The sequence below is a fragment of the Flavobacterium sp. I-STPP5a genome (assembly GCF_009764685.1).
Taxonomy (GTDB): Bacteria; Bacteroidota; Bacteroidia; order Flavobacteriales; family Flavobacteriaceae; genus Flavobacterium.
Window position 1 is genome coordinate 14,375 of record NZ_VHLM01000007.1, and the last position, 20,723, is coordinate 35,097.

General features: G+C 33.4%; 19 protein-coding genes. 17 read left to right on the forward strand and 2 right to left on the reverse strand.

What is annotated here, in order from left to right:
* Positions 1-74: 74 nt before the first annotated feature.
* The gene (locus FJV36_RS01245) at positions 75-860 is read right to left on the reverse strand and encodes an RNA methyltransferase (RefSeq protein WP_158728328.1); all 786 of its coding nucleotides are present in this window, start codon (positions 858-860) and stop codon (positions 75-77) included.
* 164 nt (positions 861-1,024) lie between these two features.
* Here FJV36_RS01245 and FJV36_RS01250 point away from each other — a divergent pair, with 164 nt between their 5' ends.
* From FJV36_RS01250 to kdpA, 8 genes are all read left to right on the forward strand, one after another.
* Complete coding sequence (locus FJV36_RS01250) at positions 1,025-1,627, forward strand: trimeric intracellular cation channel family protein (RefSeq protein ID WP_158728327.1); 603 nt, start codon at positions 1,025-1,027, stop codon at positions 1,625-1,627.
* 36 nt (positions 1,628-1,663) lie between these two features.
* A complete protein-coding gene (locus FJV36_RS01255; RefSeq protein ID WP_158728326.1) occupies positions 1,664-2,650 on the forward strand; it encodes a GNAT family N-acetyltransferase in 987 nt (328 codons plus the stop codon).
* Positions 2,651-2,660: 10 nt separating this feature from the next.
* Positions 2,661-3,788: a DegT/DnrJ/EryC1/StrS aminotransferase family protein gene (locus FJV36_RS01260; protein ID WP_158728325.1), complete on the forward strand. Its 1,128-nt coding sequence runs from the start codon at positions 2,661-2,663 to the stop codon at positions 3,786-3,788.
* Between the two features lies 1 nt (position 3,789).
* Positions 3,790-5,076 carry an O-antigen translocase gene (locus FJV36_RS01265; RefSeq protein ID WP_233264539.1) on the forward strand — a complete coding sequence of 429 codons (1,287 nt, stop codon included), beginning with the start codon at positions 3,790-3,792 and terminating at the stop codon, positions 5,074-5,076.
* Between the two features lie 99 nt (positions 5,077-5,175).
* Positions 5,176-6,519, forward strand: a complete 1,344-nt coding sequence (locus FJV36_RS01270; protein WP_199250869.1) for a sigma-54 dependent transcriptional regulator — start codon at positions 5,176-5,178, stop codon at positions 6,517-6,519.
* Positions 6,520-6,765: 246 nt separating this feature from the next.
* Positions 6,766-7,047 (forward strand): hypothetical protein, encoded by a 282-nt coding sequence (locus FJV36_RS01275; RefSeq protein WP_144889023.1) that lies wholly within the window; start codon positions 6,766-6,768, stop codon positions 7,045-7,047.
* 139 nt (positions 7,048-7,186) lie between these two features.
* On the forward strand, positions 7,187-7,264 hold the full coding sequence (gene kdpF / locus FJV36_RS01280; protein ID WP_086455241.1) for a K(+)-transporting ATPase subunit F: 78 nt from the start codon (positions 7,187-7,189) through the stop codon (positions 7,262-7,264).
* Positions 7,265-7,388: 124 nt separating this feature from the next.
* Positions 7,389-9,107 (forward strand): potassium-transporting ATPase subunit KdpA, encoded by a 1,719-nt coding sequence (gene kdpA / locus FJV36_RS01285; protein WP_158728323.1) that lies wholly within the window; start codon positions 7,389-7,391, stop codon positions 9,105-9,107.
* A gap of 275 nt (positions 9,108-9,382) precedes the next feature.
* Here the strand turns inward: kdpA and FJV36_RS01290 are convergent, their stop codons facing one another.
* On the reverse strand, positions 9,383-9,739 hold the full coding sequence (locus tag FJV36_RS01290) for a four helix bundle protein (protein WP_158728322.1): 357 nt from the start codon (positions 9,737-9,739) through the stop codon (positions 9,383-9,385).
* Positions 9,740-9,822: 83 nt separating this feature from the next.
* Between FJV36_RS01290 and kdpB the strand changes: the two genes are divergently transcribed.
* From kdpB to FJV36_RS01335, 9 genes are all read left to right on the forward strand, one after another.
* Positions 9,823-11,913: a potassium-transporting ATPase subunit KdpB gene (gene kdpB / locus FJV36_RS01295; protein WP_158728321.1), complete on the forward strand. Its 2,091-nt coding sequence runs from the start codon at positions 9,823-9,825 to the stop codon at positions 11,911-11,913.
* A 367-nt stretch (positions 11,914-12,280) separates the two neighbouring features.
* Positions 12,281-12,835 (forward strand): K(+)-transporting ATPase subunit C, encoded by a 555-nt coding sequence (locus FJV36_RS01300; protein WP_158728320.1) that lies wholly within the window; start codon positions 12,281-12,283, stop codon positions 12,833-12,835.
* 160 nt (positions 12,836-12,995) lie between these two features.
* Positions 12,996-14,078 (forward strand): porin, encoded by a 1,083-nt coding sequence (locus tag FJV36_RS01305; protein WP_158728319.1) that lies wholly within the window; start codon positions 12,996-12,998, stop codon positions 14,076-14,078.
* 33 nt (positions 14,079-14,111) lie between these two features.
* The gene (locus FJV36_RS01310) at positions 14,112-15,239 is read left to right on the forward strand and encodes a sensor protein KdpD (RefSeq protein ID WP_158728318.1); all 1,128 of its coding nucleotides are present in this window, start codon (positions 14,112-14,114) and stop codon (positions 15,237-15,239) included.
* Between the two features lies 1 nt (position 15,240).
* Complete coding sequence (locus FJV36_RS01315) at positions 15,241-16,971, forward strand: ATP-binding protein (protein WP_158728317.1); 1,731 nt, start codon at positions 15,241-15,243, stop codon at positions 16,969-16,971.
* Between the two features lie 290 nt (positions 16,972-17,261).
* Positions 17,262-17,648 carry an energy transducer TonB gene (locus FJV36_RS01320; RefSeq protein ID WP_158728316.1) on the forward strand — a complete coding sequence of 129 codons (387 nt, stop codon included), beginning with the start codon at positions 17,262-17,264 and terminating at the stop codon, positions 17,646-17,648.
* Between the two features lie 174 nt (positions 17,649-17,822).
* Positions 17,823-19,145 carry a WG repeat-containing protein gene (locus tag FJV36_RS01325; protein WP_158728315.1) on the forward strand — a complete coding sequence of 441 codons (1,323 nt, stop codon included), beginning with the start codon at positions 17,823-17,825 and terminating at the stop codon, positions 19,143-19,145.
* 376 nt (positions 19,146-19,521) lie between these two features.
* Positions 19,522-19,779 (forward strand): hypothetical protein, encoded by a 258-nt coding sequence (locus tag FJV36_RS01330; protein WP_158728314.1) that lies wholly within the window; start codon positions 19,522-19,524, stop codon positions 19,777-19,779.
* A 32-nt stretch (positions 19,780-19,811) separates the two neighbouring features.
* On the forward strand, positions 19,812-20,714 hold the full coding sequence (locus FJV36_RS01335) for an IS1595 family transposase (protein WP_158728025.1): 903 nt from the start codon (positions 19,812-19,814) through the stop codon (positions 20,712-20,714).
* Positions 20,715-20,723: the final 9 nt, after the last annotated feature.

Here is a 20,723-nt window from a genome sequence, read left to right on the forward strand (position 1 = left end):
TAATATTTGCAAATCAAAAAGGGGTTTTATCATTTTCTTAGCACTTAAAAAAATGGTTTTATAAAGCTTTAATTTTAAAAACCCCTTTGTCTTTTGGCTTCAAAAATAAGTATTGCAGCTGCTACCGACACATTCATAGAATCAATTTCGCCTTGCATTGGGATAATTATGTTTTGTGTTGCTGCATTTCGCCAATCCTCTGTAAGCCCTGTAGCTTCTGTTCCTACAACTAGAGCCGTTGGTGTAGTGTAGTTTTCTAAATGATAGGAGTTTGAGTTTTGTAAGGTTGCACAGTAAAAGTTGATTTTTTTATCTTTTAAAAAAGCAATAATTTCTGCCGTGGTTCCAGTTGCAATTTGGTTAGTAAACAAGCATCCTACACTAGATCGCACTATATTAGGGTTGTACAAGTCGCTTTTTGGGTTTGCTATGATTACGGCATCCAGATTAGCGGCATCAGCGGTGCGCAATAGTGCCCCAATATTTCCAGGTTTTTCTGGAGCTTCAGCAATAAGGATTAGAGGGTTTTTCGACAATTTGAGGTCATTCAATTGCATGGATTTAGTTTTGGCTACAGCCAAAACTCCTTCGGTAGTATCTCTATAAGCTAGTTTTTGATATACTTCTTTATTTATAGAAATTAACTCAGCAGTTGCTGATAATTGCAATGCTTCGGTTTCTGAAATAATCTCTGGAAGAAATAAAATTTGATCCAGAACATATCCACCTTTAACTGCAATTTCAATTTCTCTTTTCCCTTCTATTAAAAAAGTTCCAGATTGTTTACGTGCTTTAGCCTTTTCCTGTAGTTGCACTAAGGATTTTATATATGGATTTTGAACTGAAGTAATTTGTTTCAAGATTTTGATCTATTTGATTTGTAGCTACAAAGATACATAGAGAAATGACAGTTTTAAAGCCCTTTTATTTAATATTTAATACAAAGCAAGGGCGCTAGAATTTAGGGATACTAGAGGTGAATTGACGCAGATTTTATCTATTTTTGGCAAAAAACTAGTTTTAAATGTTTCATTTTCTAGATCTTATTGGTACAATGGCTTTTGCACTTTCGGGAGCATTAACAGCTATGAGTAAAAAAATGGACCCTTTTGGTGTTTTTATTATAGCATTTGTAACGGCTGTGGGCGGTGGAACATTGCGAGACATCTTGATTGGACGCACTCCTGTAGGATGGATGCTAGACTTGAATTATGTTTATGTTATTGCCGTGGGTTTTGTATTGGCTATTATTTTTAGAAAAAAATTTGACAAACTCAGGACTTCCTTATTTTTGTTTGATACCATAGGATTGGGTGTTTTTACACTCATTGGTCTTGAAAAAGGAATTCACATTGGGTTACATCCTATAATATGTGTTGCGCTGGGCACTATGACGGCTTGTTTTGGAGGCGTAATTCGTGACATATTATGTACTGAAATTCCAGTTATTTTTAGGCGGGAGATTTATGCAACGCTTTGTATCTTGGGTGGAATTGTCTTCTTTATACTTCGGGATTTAAACCTAGAAAATGATGTACTGTATTTAACAACTTCGTCTATAATTATTTCGCTTAGATTGATGGCAGTCAGGTTTAAATGGTATTTACCTACTTTAGAAAAGAAATAAAAAAATGATTACTTTAATGCTGTCTAAAATTTAAAAGTGAAGCAATTTTACATAAAAAAATACGAACCTACTGATTATAAATTGTGGAATGATTTTATTGGTCAAGCCAAAAATGCTACTTTTTTGTTTCATCGGGATTTTATGGAGTACCACAAAGATCGTTTTGTTGATTTTTCACTTTTGATTTATTTCAACTCACAATTAATTGGAATAATGCCAGCCAATAGAGTTGAGGATACTGTTTTCTCTCACCAAGGTCTTACTTATGGCGGTTTGGTTACAACTGATAAATCTAAGCTCAAAACTATTCTCATGGCCTTTAAAGAGGTTTTATATTTCCTAAATCAAAATACGGTTCAAAAATTGTATTTTAAAGCAATGCCTTCCATATATTGTAACAAACCATCTGATGAATTGCTCTATGCTTTATTTTTGGCCGATGCCAAATTAGTTAGAAGAGATTCATTGGCTGTTATAGATTTGACCCAAAATATTGAATTTGATAGATCTAGAAAAAATGGAATCATTAGAGGGATAAAAAATAACCTAGAAGTAAGAGAAGAAAATAGTTGTAATGCATTTTGGAACCAAGTGTTGATTCCCAATTTAAAAGCACAACATCAAATAGAGCCTGTGCATACAGTTCAAGAAATGGAGTTTTTAAAAACACAGTTTCCTGAAAACGTTCGGCAGTTTAATGTGTACAACAAAGATGTTATTGTTGCAGGTGCAACCATATTTGAAACCGACACAGTGGCCCATTGTCAGTACCTATCTAAATTTGAAAATGGAAAAAAATTAGGAAGCCTTGACATTTTATTCCAACATTTAATTTATCAAGTTTTTGCTCATAAGTGGTATTTTGATTTTGGGATTTCAAATGAACAAAATGGGAAGTTGCTCAACGAAGGTTTGTCATACTGGAAAGAAAGTTTTGGAGCTAGAACAATAATTCAAGATTTTTATGAAGTACAAACGGCTGATTTTGAAAAGTTAACCGCTATTTTTGTAATTAAAAATTAAGTCTTGATAGATGATTAAATTCCTAGATTTAAAGAAAATAAATGCACCTTATGAAAGTGCTTTTCAAGATAAGTTGAAACAAGTACTGGATAATGGTTGGTATATACTAGGGAGTGAGTTGCAAGATTTTGAACGGGATTTTGCTTTATACTGCGGTACTAAGTATTGTATAGGTGTAGGCAATGGTTTTGATGCACTTTTATTGCTTTTTAAAGGATACATTCAATTAGGTAAATTAAAAAAAGGAGATGCTGTAATTGTTCCCGCAAATACATATATCGCCAGTATATTAGCGATTATGCAAGCTGATCTTGTTCCTGTACTAGTAGAGCCAAAGCTTAGTACGTTCAATATTGATACCAATGCTATTCTAAAACATATTACTTCAAATACCAAGGCTATTTTAGTTGTTCATTTATACGGACAATTGGCAGATATGGATGCTATATTTGCACTTGCAAATGCTCATAATTTAATAGTACTGGAAGATGCAGCCCAAGCTCATGGTGCTCAAGTTACGAGTGGTAATGATGGCTTAGGATTGCAAGAGGAGTCATTATCCCGCAATCAAGCCTATAGTTTTTATCCAAGTAAAAATCTGGGAGCATTAGGAGATGGAGGTGCTATTACTACCAATGACTCTGCTCTTGCTGAAGTTCTACAATCCATTCGAAATTATGGTTCTAATCTTAAATACAAAAACGATATTATTGGGGTAAACTCGAGATTAGATGAGGTTCAGGCAGCATTTTTAAATGTAAAATTACCTTTTCTAGACGCGGCAAATGCTTATCGAATAGCAGTTGCACAGCGATATTTAAATGAAATAAAAAATGAAAAGATAATATTACCTAGTATTTCAAATTCTATTGGTCATGAAACTAGTCATGTATTTCACTTGTTTGTGATTAGAACACTTGATCGAGATGATCTGCAAAGATACTTAAGCGAAAATGATATTGAAACGGTAGTGCATTATCCTATACCGCCACACAAGCAAAAAGCTTTTGAATTTTTAAATCATAACACATATCCAATTACTGAAAAAATACACAACGAGGTTTTGAGTTTACCCATGAGCCCTGTCATGACTGAGGACGAAGTTAGTTATGTGATAACGATTTTAAATCAATATTAGTTTGAACATATTAAGTAAAATTATTCAAAATAAGTTGTTTAAAATTGCTACTTGGAATAGCTTGAGTGTTGCCATAAAAATAGTATCAGGATTACTCACTTCAAAGATTTTAGCTGTTTTTGTAGGACCTAGCGGAATGGCATTGGTGGGTAATTTACGTGTTTTTTTTACTTCACTGGAGAATATTTCTACTTTAGGTTTTCAAAATGGCATTGTAAAATATGTTGCTGAAGCCGAAAATAGCGATTTGGAACTCAAGAAAGTTTTAGCCACAGTAACTTTGAGTTTGCTTGCAGTTGCAGTAGTTTTGAGTTCTGTCTTGTACTTTTTGGCATCCTATTGGAATTTTTTGCTGTTTGGAGAAAATTTCGACTTTGCTTTTGTTATAAAAGTCTTGGCATTTTCTTTACCATGGTATACCATTTCAGTGTTTTTTACCGCTGTTATCAACGGACTTGGTAAATACAAAAAAGTTATTTGGATCAATACAATAGGGAATGTATTGGGTTTTTTACTCTCTGTAGTATTAATTATTAATTACAAAACAACGGGTGCGTTACTTGCGCTTGTTTTAATGCCAGCAACACTTTTTTTTGCAGCCGTTTTTTTTGCCAATAAAGAAATTGCATTTATATCCTTATTTTCTTGGAAAGAATTTGATTTTGCTATTCTAAAAAAACTAGGATCTTATACCGTAATGACTTTGGCTACAGCTGTTGTGGGTCCATTGATTTATCTCGCCATCCGAAAAAATATCATCTTGAATTTAGGACTTGAACAAGCTGGATATTGGGAAACGATGCAGCGAATTTCAATGTATTACATGATGTTTGTGACCACTATAATAAGCGTATATTTTTTACCACAATTAGCTACAGCCAAAAACAATTTGGCAACAAAAAAAATGTTTTTGGAATTTTATAAATTGGTTTTACCACTTTTTATAGTTGTCATGGTCGTGTTATATTGCCTACGATTTTGCATCATTGATCTTCTTTTTACTCCCGCTTTCCGTCCTGTTGCGGCCCTGTTTTTTTGGCAATTATTTGGAGATGTATTCAAGGTTGCTGCTTTAATTTTAGGGTGTCAATTTTTTGCCAAAAAGCTTACCGTAGCATTCTTAGTGACAGAGTTTTTTTCCTTATTTATGATGCTTTTTTTATGTACTTTTTTGTTAAAAAAATATGGTATAGAAGGTGTAGTATTGGCGCAAGCAATTGATAATGTGATTTATTTTTTTATGTTACTTTTTTACTTTCGTACAATTTTTAAAAGTGAAGAGCAGTAGTTTTTTAAAGTTAGAAATGATCTTAAAAAAACAATAGCCCACAATATTTTCATGAATCCCCTACAAAAAAATGTATTTTTGTGGTCTAATTGATAGCTTATTTTGAAAAACATACTCATAATTGACGATGAAGAAAAACTTCGAGGATTGCTTGCTCGAATAGTAAAATCAGAAGGTTTTCATGTCATTGAAGCTCCCGATTTGAAATCAGGGTTTAAAAAAATAGAACACAACGACATTGATGTGGTACTCTGTGATGTTAAACTTCCAGATGGGAACGGTGTTGATTTTGTAACCAAGATTAAAGAATCCTTTTCCGTTGTTGAGGTTATTTTGTTAACAGCTTTTGGAAATATTTCAGATGGTGTTCAGGCCATGAAAAACGGGGCTTTTGATTATATTGTTAAAGGCGATGATAATGACAGAATATTACCTCTGCTGTATAAAGCTCTTGAAAAATCAGAATTACAACGTAAAGTTGTGATACTCGAAAAACGAATTTCAGATAAATTTTCATTCCAAACTATAGTTGGGAAATCAAAAGCTTTGCAGCAAATAATAGAACTTGCAAAAAAAGTAGCCGTTACAGATTCAACCGTTTTATTAACAGGAGAAACAGGAACCGGAAAGGAAGTTTTTGCACAAGCCATTCACGAAAACAGCAATCGAATAGGGAAGTCCTTTGTGGCTCTGAACTGCAGTACTTTTGGTAAGGAAATTTTAGAAAGTGAATTGTTTGGACACAAGCAAGGTGCTTTTACGGGAGCACTAAAAGATAAAAAAGGGTTTATCGAAGAAGCGCATGGCGGGACTTTGTTTTTGGATGAAATAGGAGAAATGCCTATTGATTTGCAAGCTAAATTGCTTCGTGTTTTAGAAACAAATGAATACATTCCGGTTGGAGGAACTACTGTAAAAAAATCTAACTTTCGTTTGATTGCGGCTACAAATCGGGATTTAAAAACAGAAAGTGAAGCACATCGTTTTCGTTCTGATCTTTATTTTAGGCTAAATATTTTCGAGATTAAAATTCCACCTTTGCGCGAAAGAGTAAAAGACATAGCTCCATTAGCCCAAAGTTTTGCAATTCAATTTTCGGCTAAAACCAATAAAAAAGCAGTTCAAATTGATGCCGATTTTCTTCATAAACTAGAAACGTACCACTGGCCAGGAAATGTAAGGGAACTTAAAAACGTGATTGAACGTGCCGTTATTTTGGTTAATCACGAGATTTTAACTCAAGATTTGCTGCCTTACGAAATACAACATCAAACTGTCAAAGACAATAAGATAGTCTCCGCTTTTTCTATAGGAAGCGTCGAAAAATTACACATTCAAAAAGTTTTGAATTATACAAAAGGCAATAAAGCCGAAACGGCACGGTTACTCGAAATTGGTATTGCCACACTTTATAGAAAATTAGACGAATACAATATTCATTAAAATCATATTGTTTTGAGAAAAGCCTATCATTTTGATAGGCTTTTTTTATGCTTTTTTTTGGTATAAAAACTTCAAAATCCTAATTGACAAAGCTTTGAGGTGTGCTATGGTATTTTGGAATGCATTTTGGCATAAGCGATGAAGAACATAATAAATCATTCTTATGAAATCGCCATGATTCGAATTAGAAATAAAATCGAAGAATGGCGATACCATATTCCTTAAAAAAACAAATATTAAATACATATGAAAAATCAAGTCACCACGATTTACAAACAAGCGGAACGCTTCGCCGAAATCACCAAGACTGCCATTATTACGGGAAATATTTCCAGAGCAAAAAAATGTTTGGCACTCGCTGAACGCTTATTGGCAACAGGAAGCAACGAAACTAAAATTGCTATTTCCAATGTCTATCTTTTTTCGGTTTCCTCTTTTATGGAAATGCGTCATTGCACAATTTCAGATCTTTTTCCAAAATCTTTGAAGGCGGAATACATCAAGCAAATAAATGCTTCGGGAGTATAACGAGGCTACTAAATTGTCTAAAAGTCCAATAATCCAATAATCTAAAATTATGATAATCACAATCCTTTTACTCACACTAGCCGTTTTGTTGTTTGCGATTTGTTTTAAATCTGTCGAATTTTTTGAAAAAATCTAAATTATGACTGCACTATTTATTATTGCACTTGTTGTTTTCGGCTATTTGGTTTACGTATTAATCAAACCCGAAAAATTTTAAGCATGTGAAATGTAATTAGTGAGAAGTGAAAAGTTGAAAAAATCTCTTTGCAGTACAACCTACATCTCACGGATCACAACTTACATTTCACAACTCATGTTTCACCATTAACAAATTACATCTTATGAATACAGAAGTATTTGGTGTCATCAGTATTTTTATCGTCTCTATAGTTTTGGCTATTCCTATTGGAAGGTATATCGCTAAAGTTTTTACGGGAGATAAAACTATACTTGACCCGATTTTTAATCCAATTGAGAAATTTATTTTCAAAATAAGTGGTATCAATTCCACCGAAGAAATGAACTGGAAACAACATTTGAAAGCGTTGTTAAGCGTGAATATGGTTTGGTTCTTTATTTGCTTTTTTGTGTTGTTATTTCAAGGTTCAATGCCTTTAAATCCGGATAACAATCCAAACATGACTCCTGATTTGGCATTCAATACCGCTATTTCGTTTATGGTAAATTGCAATTTACAACATTATTCTGGCGAAACAGGCGTTTCTTATTTGTCACAAATGGTATTGATGTTCCTCCAATTTGTTTCTGCAGGTGTCGGGATGGCTGCCGCAGCAATGGTTTTTACCGCAATGAAAGAGAGAACCACAGATAAATTGGGCAATTTTTATAATTATTTTATCAAAAGCTGTACTAGAATTTTACTGCCTCTTTCTGCTCTTGTAGCCATCGCTTTGTTATTTAACGGAACACCAATGACTTTTGAAGGAAAAGATACAATTACCACTTTACAAGGTGATTCAGTAGCAGTTTCCCGAGGACCAGCCGCAGCATTTATCGGTATAAAACATATCGGAACCAATGGCGGGGGATTTTTTGGAGCCAATTCGGCGCATCCATTTGAAAATCCTACTTATTTTAGTAATGCAGTTGAATTATGGGCACAATTAATCATTCCGTTTGCTATGATTTTTGCTTTGGGTTTTTATCTAAAGAAAAGAAGGCTGTCCTACGTAGTTTTTGGTGTGATGACTATTGGGTTTTTACTTTTAGTTATTCCAACCGTTATCAGTGAACTCAACGGAAACCCAGCTATCGAAAAAATGGGAATTGCCCAAACAGCAGGAGCCATGGAAGGCAAAGAAGTTCGTTTTGGACCCGCTATTTCTGGATTTTGGAGCATTGCTACCACCGTGATTTCTACAGGCTCGGTGAATAGTATGCATGACAGCTCGATGCCGGTTTCTGGATCCATGCAATTACTAGCGATGATGGTGAATGCCTTTTATGGTGGTTGCGGGGTAGGATTTTTGAACTTCTATATTTTTATCATTCTAGCGGTCTTTATTTCGGGATTAATGGTGGGACGAACACCAGAATTTTTAGGAAAGAAAATTGAAGCCCGAGAAGTGAAAGTTGCAGCTTTCATTGCCATTCTTCACCCTTTATTGATATTGTCAGGAACGGCTTTGGCATCTTATTTTGCTGCAAATGATACTGCAATGGGCTACTGGTTTAGCGGTAATGCCACTGGCTGGTTGAACAATCCTGGACATCACGGGTTTTCGGAAATGCTGTATGAATATACTTCGAGCGCTGCCAACAACGGTTCTGGATTTGAAGGTTTGGTCGACAATAATCCTTTTTGGAATATCACTACAGGAATTGTGTTGTTACTGAGTCGTTTCCTTCCTATCATTGGGCCTTTAGCTATCGCAGGATTGTTGGCAAATAAAAAATATATTCCTGAAAGTGCTGGAACTTTAAAAACAGACACGACCATTTTTGGAGTTATGGTTTTTGCCGTAATCGCCATTATTGCAGCCTTGTCTTTTTTCCCAGCATTAGCCCTTGGCCCTTTAGCGGAATACTTTTCTATGTAAGAAGTGAATTGTGAAAAAAGTGAATTGTGAAAAAAGTGAGAGGTTAAAAAAGTAAGATGTAAAAAGTGAAAAATGTAAAAAGTGAAAAATGTAAAAAGTGAAAAAGTAAAAAGTGAAAAGTGAAAAAAGTGAGAAGTCAAAAAAGTTAATAATATGAAATATGTAGAATCATCAATAGGATAAGCTTATTTTTTCATTAAACATTTCACTTCTAGCATTTCACTTCTAACAAATCGCTTCTAACATTTTCCTTCTAACATTTCACTTCTCACTCTTTACAATCTACTTTCAAGATTTTTAATTAATCCATAAATAAGTTTTCCTATGACATTTAACTTTTCAATTAATTGTTCACTTTCTATTTCATTAATAAAGTGTAATTCTTTAGTTAATAAAATTAAAGTATCAAGTTCAGATAATGAGCCTAAAGAAATATATAGGAAGTGGATAAACTCTTTTGTTCCTTTTCTAGCACCTTCGGCAATGTTTACTGGAACTGAGACAGCAGCTCGTCTTATTTGGGAAGTTAATCCAAACTTTTCTTCAGGTGGAAAATTGTTGGTGACTAAATAAATTTCTTTCACAAATTCAAAACTTTTAATCCAAGAATTCAAATTTTTATGTGGTTTCATATTTTACATATTATCAATTACATCAAATATATCCTAAATCAAGACATTTTACATTTAACATCTAACATTTTATTCTTAAGAAAATGAATAACAATAAATCCAATTCATTATTCGAAAGTAAGCAAGTAAAAGAGGCGCTAGTTCAGTCTTTTGTAAAGCTAAACCCGAAAATAATGTTCAAGAATCCGGTCATGTTCACCGTTGAAATTGGAACTGCCATTATGCTTGCTGTTTGTATTGCCATTTTATTTGGCGCACAAGACCAAGGCAGTTTTACTTACAATTTCATAGTATTTTTAATTTTGTTAGCAACGCTTTTGTTTGCCAATTTTGCCGAGGCTATTGCCGAAGCAAGAGGAAAAGCACAAGCGGATAGTTTGCGAAAAACACGGGAAGAAACATCTGTGAAAAAAGTAAAAGGTGAGATGTTTGAGGTCTCTCTCCACAAGCTTGAAGCTTCTGACTTTTTACATCTAACATCTTCACAATTAAAGAAAGGCGATGTTTTTGTTTGTGAAGCTGGTGATTTAATTGCAACTGATGGTGAAATTATCGAAGGATTGGCCACTATAGATGAAAGTGCCATTACCGGAGAGAGTGCTCCTGTAATTCGGGAAGCAGGTGGCGATAAATCATCAGTTACCGGCGGAACTAAAGTGTTATCAGACAAAATCAAAGTTATCGTAACTAACGAACCAGGAGAAAGTTTCTTGGATAAAATGATAGCTTTGGTAGAAGGAGCAAGCCGCCAGAAAACGCCTAATGAAATTGCGTTAACTATTTTGTTGGCTGCCTTTACATTAATCTTTGTGATTGTTTGTGTAACCTTGAAACCGTTTGCTGATTACGCGAATGCGCCGATAACAATAGCTGCCTTCATTTCGCTATTTGTATGTTTGATTCCAACAACGATTGGAGGTCTGTTATCAGCCATTGGAATTGCAGGTATGGATAGGGCTTTGCGTGCCAATGTAATTACAAAATCAGGGAAAGCGGTGGAAACTGCAGGAGATATTGATGTATTGCTTTTGGATAAAACAGGAACAATCACTATTGGAAACAGAAAAGCAACTCGTTTTTATCCTGCAAAGGGGATTTCGGAAGATGATTTTATAAAGTCAGCAGTTTTGAGTTCACTGGCTGATGACACGCCCGAAGGCAAAAGTATACTTGAATTAAGTGAAATGTTAGATGTCAATGGAAAAATCAAGGAAAGCATTTCACAACTCACTTCTCAGATCTCACAAACAATAAAGTTTACAGCTGAAACCAGAACCAGCGGTGTTGTTTTAAAGGACGGAACAGATATTAGAAAAGGTGCTCAGGATGCAGCAAAAAATATTGCACTGAAAGCGGGAACAATTTTCCCCGAGGATATTGCACAAGCAGTGATTGCTATCTCATCAAAAGGTGGAACGCCATTGGTGGTCGTAAAAAATGCTCAAGTCCAAGGGGTTATTGAATTGCAGGACATTATTAAAACGGGAATGAAAGAACGTTTTGAACGTTTGAGAAAAATGGGTGTAAAAACGGTGATGGTAACCGGAGATAATCCGTTGACAGCCAAATTTATTGCCGAAGCGGCTGGTGTAGATGATTTTATTGCCGAAGCCAAACCTGAGGATAAGATGAATTACATCAAAAATGAACAAGAACAAGGCAAGTTAGTAGCGATGATGGGTGATGGAACCAATGATGCACCTGCTTTGGCACAAGCCAATGTTGGTGTGGCTATGAACAGCGGAACACAAGCAGCTAAAGAAGCCGGAAACATGGTTGATCTGGACAATGATCCCACCAAGTTAATTGAAATCATAGAAATAGGAAAACAATTATTGATGACCAGAGGAACGCTTACAACATTTTCGATTGCGAATGATGTGGCTAAATATTTTGCTATTGTTCCTGCGCTTTTCATCACGGCAATTCCTGCTCTTGAAGGATTAAATATTATGGGATTACACAGTCCAGAAAGTGCGATTTTATCAGCTGTGATTTTCAATGCGATTATCATTCCGATATTGATTCCGCTTGCGCTAAAAGGAGTTGATTATAAACCAATCGGGGCGAGTGCTATTTTAAAGAGAAACCTATTGATTTATGGTCTTGGTGGATTGATCATCCCATTTATTGGGATTAAAATAATTGACTTGGTTGTAGCATTATTTATGTAATTAGTGAAAAGTGATTTGTGAAAAGTGATTAGTAAAAAGTAATCAGTAAAAAGTGATTAGTAAAAAGTAATCAGTAAAAAGTAATCAGTAAAAAGTGATTTGTAAAAAGTGATTAGTAAAAAGTGATTAGTAAAAAGTAATCAGTAAAAAGTGATTAGTAAAATGTGATTTGTGAAATGTAAAAAGTGAAATATTAAAATCAAAAAACTCAGAAAACATTTTATATCTAACCTTTCACATCCAACCTTTCACATCCAACCTTTCACATCCCTCTTTTTACATCTAACATCTAACATCTAACATTTCACATTTCACATCCAACCTTTCACATTTAACATTTCACATCTAACATTTAACACAAAGAAAAATGAAAAATATATTTTCAATATTAAAATTCACCTTATTTATGGTGATATTGTTAGCGGTTATTTACCCAATGGCAATTTTTGGAATAGCACAATTGGCTCCCAATAAAGGAAAAGGAGAAACAATTACCGTAAACGGAAAAGTGGTAGGGTATCAAAAAATTGGGCAAAAATTCGATAAATCCAACTACTTTTGGGGAAGACCTTCAGCTGTGGATTATAACGCTGCAGGAAGTGGGGGAAGTAATAAAGGACCGAGTAATTCTGATTATTTAGCATTGGTGCAAAAAAGAATCGACACCTTTTTAATAGTGCATCCTTATTTGAAAAAATCAGAGATTCCTGCTGATATGGTGACAGCTTCGGGAAGCGGATTGGACCCTAATATTTCACCGCAAGCAGCGCTGATTCAGGTAAAACGGGTGGCGAAAGAAAGAAACCTATCAGAAGAAAAAGTACAAGCTTTGGTGCAAGCTAAAATCAATACACCAGCAGTAATAGGAACTGCGACCGTAAATGTTCTAGAGTTGAATGTGGCCTTGGACGAATTGAAATAGGAATGATTTCAATAGAAAAGAGAATGGCAAATTAAAAAAAATAAGTTCTTTAAAAACGAGATGCCCTAGCACCGATAGAAGGGAAAATCCTTTTGTCTCGTTTTTTTTGCGAGACAAAAGATTGGAATGATAGCGGGATTAGCTTCTAAAAATAATAAAAATGAAAAATATAATAATTATAGCTTTAATAGCTTTTGAGATAACAACAGTTAGTGCACAAGAAACTGAAAAAACACAAAGTCCTTTCACGTTTTCGGGTTATGTAGAATCGTACTACAGTTATGATTTTGGAGAACCAGACAATCATGTCAGACCCGGATTTATTTACAGTCATAACAAGCATAACGAGGTCAATTTGAATTTAGGATTGGCGAAGGTAAATTATGCTAAAGATAATGTTCGCGGGAATTTTGCCTTAATGGCTGGAACGTATGCCCAATACAATTTGGCAGCAGAACAAGATTTACTAAGAAATGTGTATGAAGCGAATGTGGGTGTGAAAATTTCGTCGAAACACAATCTATGGGTTGATGCGGGAATTATGCCGTCACATATTGGTTTTGAAAGCGCTATTGGTAAAGATTGCGCCACTTTGACTAGAAGTATTTTGGCTGATAATTCGCCGTATTATGAAGCGGGTGTGAAAATTGGATATACTTCAAAAAATGAAAAATGGTATTTGGCTGCTATGTATTTAAACGGTTGGCAACGCATCCAGAAAATTGATGGCAACCAAACACCGTCTTTTGGTACACAGGTAACTTATAAACCTACTGCCAAAACCACATTAAACTGGAGTACTTATGTGGGGAATGAACAACCTGATAATGTAAAAAAATGGCGTTATTTCAATAATTTTTACGGACAATTTAAAGTATCTGAAAAAACAAGTGTAACAGCTGGTTTTGATATTGGAGCGCAACAAAAAGCAACAGAAAGTGACCAATATGATATTTGGTTTGCACCGATTATAATAGCGCAATACAAACCAACAACTAAAATCCAAATAGCAGCAAGAGCGGAGTATTACGCGGATGAAAAAGGGGTAATAATAGCAACAGCAACACCTAACGGATTTAAAACATACGGTTTCTCTACAAATTGTGATTATTTAGTTACTGATAATGTGATGTTTAGATTAGAGGCAAGAACTTTGAATAGTAAAGACGATATCTTTTTGAAAAACACTAATTCTAGCAATCAAAATGTATTTTTAACTACAGCATTGGCTATTTCTTTTTAATTTTTTTCTAAAATTTAAAATCCTAAAACCAAATTGGACAACGAAAAAGAAAAGAATGTCAAGCACTTTCTTGATTTAATTCAGAAATCACGCAAAGGAAAGTTTAAAGTCTACATCGGTATGAGTGCCGGTGTGGGCAAAACTTTCAGGATGTTACAGGAAGCACATACGCTGTTAAAAAACGGCATTGATGTAAAGATTGGGTTTATAGAAACGCACAATCGGAAAGAAACACACGAACTACTAGAGGGTTTACCGGTCATTCCCAGGCGAACCCTTTTTTATAAAGGGAAACTGCTTGAAGAAATGGATTTACAAGCCATTATCAATTTGCGTCCAGAAGTGGTTATTGTAGATGAATTAGCGCATACAAATATTGAAGGAAGCAAAAACGAAAAAAGGTGGCAGGATGTTTTGGAGATTTTAGAAGCAGGCATAAATGTGATTTCGGCAGTGAATATTCAGCACTTGGAAAGTTTAAATGCAGATGTAAAAAACATTACAAATATTGATGTTCAGGAACGCATTCCAGACAGTGTTTTAAAATTAGCGGATGAGGTGGTGAATATTGATTTGACTTCAGATGAGTTGATTGCCCGTTTGAAAGAAGGTAAAATCTATACTGCAGATAAAATCCCTACGGCGCTGAATAATTTTTTTAAATCCGATCAAATTTTACAATTGCGGGAATTGGCCTTGAAGGAAGTAGCGAGTCAAGTCAATCGGAAAGTGGAAAGTGAAGTGCCCAAAAGCCTTGCAGTAAAACATGAAAAATTGTTGGCTTGTATCAGCAGTAACGACAAAATCGCTAAGACAATCATAAGAAAAACAGCTCGATTAGCGAGTTACTACAATAGCAAATGGTGTGTTTTGTATGTAGAAACGCCCAAAGAAAGCAGCGACAAAATTGCGCTCGACAAACAGCGGCATCTGATAAATAATTTTAAATTGGCTACACAACTTGGTGCCGAAGTAATTAAAGTTCAGAATACTCATATTACAGATGCTATTTTAGAGGTGGTCGCTCAAAAACAAATTACGACCGTTTGCATCGGGAAACCGCATTTGAGTTTATTTAAAGTAATTTTATCGACAACTGTTTTTAATAAATTGTTGAACAACTTAACATCTTCTAATATTGATCTTATAATTCTATCTTAAAATGAAAATTAAAACCAAATTAAACCTGGGTGTTGGATTGCTTTTTCTAATGATAATCATCCTTTCATTAGTAGCGGCATTTTATATTTTTTCGATAAAAAAAGACACCGAAAATATTCTGAAAGCCAATTATAACACGCTAGAATATTCGCGAAACATGCTTCTTTCGTTAGATGAAATTAACGGGAATGAAGAAAAAGCAATTACTATATTTGAAACCAATATTACCAAACAAATTGCCAATATTACGGAGGCTGGCGAATACAAAGCGACCTATAATTTGCAGAAAAATTTCGATTTGTTGAAAGAAAATAGAACTGATGAAACCTTAAAAAGCCAAATTCGTCAAGACATTTTCAAGATTATGAAATTGAATATGAATGCGATAAAAGAAAAAAGTGATATTGCAAAACACACAGCAGAGACCGCTAATTTTTGGATTGCAGTAACAGGAACACTTTGCTTTTTGATTGCGTTCAACTTATTAGTGAATTTGCCCAACAATATCGCTAATCCAATAAAAGAACTCACGGACAGTATCAAACAAATAGCCAATAAAAACTATTCGCAACGAGTGCATTTTATGAACCACAATGAATTTGGAGATTTAGCGAAATCATTCAATACCATGGCCGAAAAACTGCAGGAATACAATAATAGTAATTTGTATAAACTGTCATTTGAAAAGAAAAGACTAGAAACTTTAATCAACAACATGCATGACCCAATTATCGGGTTAGACAATCAAGGTTTGATTTTATTTGCAAATGATGAGGCTTTGAAAATAATTGGTTTAAAATCAGAAGACGTTATGGGTAAACTCGTAACAACTCTTGCTCTGACCAATGATTTGATGAAATCGTTAGTAATTAAAGATCTGTCAGATGAAAAACAGAAATCGCTTCCTATGAAAATTTTTGCTGATGGTAAAGAAAGTTATTTTGAAAAAGAAACCATAAACATTACCATTAAACCCACAGGAGAAGATCAAATTATTGACATTGGGAATGTTATTATTTTAAGAAATATTACTGTTTTTAAAGAACTGGATTTTGCTAAAACCAATTTTATTGCTACCGTTTCGCACGAATTGAAAACCCCAATTTCATCCATCAAATTAAGTTTACAATTGCTTGAAAAAGCAGAAACAGGCACTATTAATGAAGATCAAAAGCAATTAATAGAAAGCATTAAAGACGATAGTCAGCGGTTATTAAAAATTACGGGGGAACTATTAGAATTATCTCAGTTAGAAACCGGGAATATTAAGCTGAATATGGAAAAGAGTAATCCCTATGAAATTATGAACTATGCTACCGAAGCTGTAAAAGTGCAAGCTGAACAAAAGCAAATAGAAGTAGTTGTCGAAACGGAACAAAATTTACCAGATATAAAAGCGGATAGTGAAAAAACGGCTTGGGTTTTGATTAATTTTTTAACCAATGCAATTACCTATTCAACAGAAAACAGTACCATAATTGTAAAACTTAAAAATGAAAACAGTCAAGTTATTTTTCAAGTTATTGATACTGGAAAAGGAATTGATACCCGTTATAAAACTAAAATTTTTGATAAATATTTCCAAGTTCCAGGTAGCCAAAAATCTGGAACGGGCCTTGGTTTAGCAATAAGCAAAGAATTTATTGAAGCACAAAACGGAATTATTGGAGTTGAAAGTGAATTAGGACTGGGTAGTACTTTTTATTTTAAACTTCCAAGTAATATTCATTGATGAGAGCATCCCAAACCTCAAATACGTTGAAAACATTGTTTATCATATTATTATGAAAATGAAAGAGCTTGTGGAGATTTTTGTAAAAGAAACATGGGCACATACCATGTAAGATTATATACTTAAAAAATTTTTTTTTTGTAATAATTTAATCATAGATTAGCAAAAGCAAAATGAAAACGTTTGTCAGACAAGTCAACACGGTTTTGGTGTGATGTGTTTGATTTTGTTAGACGGATATACAATTTGAGCGTCATTATAAAAGACGACTTTAAAACCAAATTAACTATATGAAAAAAAATATTTTAATTGTCTTGTTAGCCTTTGCAGCAAATAGTTACTGTCAAGAATTAATGGACAATGAAACTGTTTACAAATTTACTGAAGTTGATGAGAAACCTGACTTCGAAGGAGGAATGGAAAAGTTTTATAAATTTGTTGGAAAGAATTTTGTCGCGCCAGAAAAATCGGGATTGAAAGGAAAAACAATAATTGAATTTATAATAGAAAAAGATGGTTCATTAACTAATATGAAAATAACACAAGATATTGGTTATGGAACTGCCGAAGAAGTTTTACGTGTCTTTAAATTATGCCCAAATTGGAAACCCGCTAAAAAGAATAATCAATTAGTTCGAACTTTATTTGTTTTCCCAATAACAATTAACGTAGAATAAGGCCGTAAAACCAGCGTTTGGCAATATGGCGGGTTTAGGCTTAATTTTAAGTTGTTTTTGTAGATGCAAAACCTTGCCTATAATCGAAAAATGAGTCTTTATCAATACCCAACCTCGCCAAGCGCCTGAACTTTAGCATGAATAGTAACCAAAATTCCTTATAAAACTGAATATATGAAAAATAAAATTTCACTATTATTTTTTTTGATTTGTATAACAATAAATGCTCAGAACAAAGACATGTCAGATGTTTTTCAAAGAGAATTTTTGAAAATAAATTCATATCCAGTAGAGAGTGTTGCAGAATATTATTCTGATCTTATAAATTTCTTAATGACAAAAGACACTAAAGAAAAAAATAGAAAATTTGGCTACATTTCAAAAAACGGGAAAGTTTTTAAAACTGCGGAATTTGATTATGCATCTGATTTTAAAGGAGATTATGCAAATGTTGTTAAAGACTCTATTCCAGGGTTACTGTTTAAAAATGGAAAAACAAAATATTTTCCAGATTATTCAATTACTTATTGGAATGAAGACGATTTGGGTTTAGTGATACAAAATGAAAAATATGGGTTCATAAATAGAAAGGGAAAAATTATTGTTCCTTTGATTTATGACGATGCATTCCCATTTTATAATGGGTTTGCGTCAGTAAAAAAAGGTAAAAAATGGTTTTACATAGATAAAAATGGTAATGAACTGCAATTTTTAGAAAAATTTGAAACTTCGTATAAACCGATATTAAGTAATCTTGTTTTGGTAAGTGATGATAAGAAAAACAAGCTTAAAAAAGGACAATTAAAATCAATTGCAACTGGATTAACAGAATTTTTGACAAATGTAAAAGCCAGTGATTATCCTGAAAATTTATATGACATACAAAATAACAAACTTCTAGTTTTTTCTGATTATGATGAAATTTCAGGTTATTTTGAAAATGGTTTGATGAAGGTTGTTAAAAATGGAAAAATAGGATATGTAAATAAAGATAATAAAATTATCATTCCTTTAATCTACGATCAAGTTAAGAATATTTCAGAAAATAAAATAATTGCAGAAAAAGATGGTTTTTGGGGAGCAATTGATCTAAATAATCTAACAATCATTCCTTTTGAATATAAACATTTGAATCCTTTTCATGAAGATTTAGCATTTTTTAGTAAAGATACAAATAGTAAGAAAATTGGTTATATTAATTCCTCAAATCAAATAGTTATTCAACCTGATTTAGAATTTTGCTGGCATGGCGATTTTAGTAACGGAATTGCAGTTGCAAAAAAAGATGGAAGATTCGGATACATTGACAAAAAAGGAATTTTTTTTATTTCAAATATTTATAAAGAAGCATTTCCTTTCAGAAATAATATTGCGCTGGTAAAACTAGGAAATAAAGAAAAATTTACTTTTATCAATGAAAAAGGTGAAAGCATCATTAATAAAGAATATAAACAACTATATCCTATTAAAAATGGATTTGCAAGATTTGTTGAATAAAATTCGATCACTCGGATTTACATTTTTTGTACACAATGTATGCGCACAAAGTAAGAAGATTAGAAAATTATATTAATGAATAATAATTTAGAGTTTCTAATTGGAATGGGCACGGTTAATAATCCGCTTCAGCAGTGTTATTATGAAAATGAAAAAGCTTGTGGAGATTTTCATAAAAGGAACAAGGGTACAAACCATGTAAGATTGTAAACTTAAAAATATTTTTATTTGTAATAATTTAATTATAGATTAGCAAAAGCAAAATGATAACGTTTGTCAGACAAGCCAACCCGGTTTTGGTGTGATGTGTTTGATTTTATGAGGCCTATATACTAGTTACCTGCAAGCGTAAAAAAATCGTAATTAAAACAATATTATGAGTAAAAAACAAAAATCTTACGTAGTAAAAGTTCCAGTTTACACTTCTGAAATTATTGAGAATGCTCAAGACCTTTTTGGCGGAATTACTTATAATGATATGCATCACTATTTAGTGAAAAACTTAAAAATTTTTACTGAAAGTGAGCCTCTAAGTTTTGACAATCGAAATAAGACTAAACGAACTGTCATAGATAAGGTAGATTTTTCAGAACACGATTCGGGAATTAATAAAGCTTTAGAGTTACTTACTTAAAAAACACTTATATTTATAGTAAATACAAGGATATGGAAAGTATATTTCAGGGGGAGAATATTTTAGAGTTCATAAAGACATTCCCAGACGACCAAAGTTGCCGTGAATTTATAGCCAATGAGAAGTGGAAAGACGGCTATAGATGTAAACGTTGCGAGAATACGAAGTATGTTTATTTTGAAAAACACAATAAAAGAGAGTGTACCAAATGTAGATATAAAGAGAGTGCAACGGCAGGAACTCTTTTTCATAGAGTTAAATTTGGAATTCAAAAAGCATTTTGTATTGCCTTTGAAATGACTTGTACAACCAAATCAATATCCTCAACTCAAGCGGCAAAACGCTATGGAATAACTCAAAAGACTTCTTGGTTGTTTATGCAAAAAGTAAGACTTGCGATGAAGTCCTCAAAACAGTATCCAATGACAGGAAATGTACAAGTTGATGAATTTGTAGTTGGCGGAAAAGAAACAGGAAAACAAGGTAGAAGTTACGATAGCAAAAAGGCAAAAGTTGCTTGTGCTGTTGAGCTGACAGATGAAGGAAAGATAAAAAGAGGTTATGCAAATGTTATTGATGATTATTCTGCAAAGTCAATAAAACCATTATTTGACGAGCATATAAGTAAAGATGCGAATATTAAAACAGACCAATGGACAGCTTACAAAATAATAGCAAAGAGCTATAACATCGTCCAAGAAAAAAGCGTTCCTGGGAAAAACTTCAAAGAAATGCACACTATTATTCATCAGGTAAAAACTGCAATAAGAACGATTCAATCACACGTCAAAAAGGAACATCTCCAAAAATATTTAGATGAATATTTTTATCGACTGAACAGGTCAATTTACAAAGATTCTATTTTTGATAATATATTCAAACGATTAGTCTCACATCCGCATCAGGGTTGGAAGCAAATCGTAGTCATTAAGTAAGTAACTCGA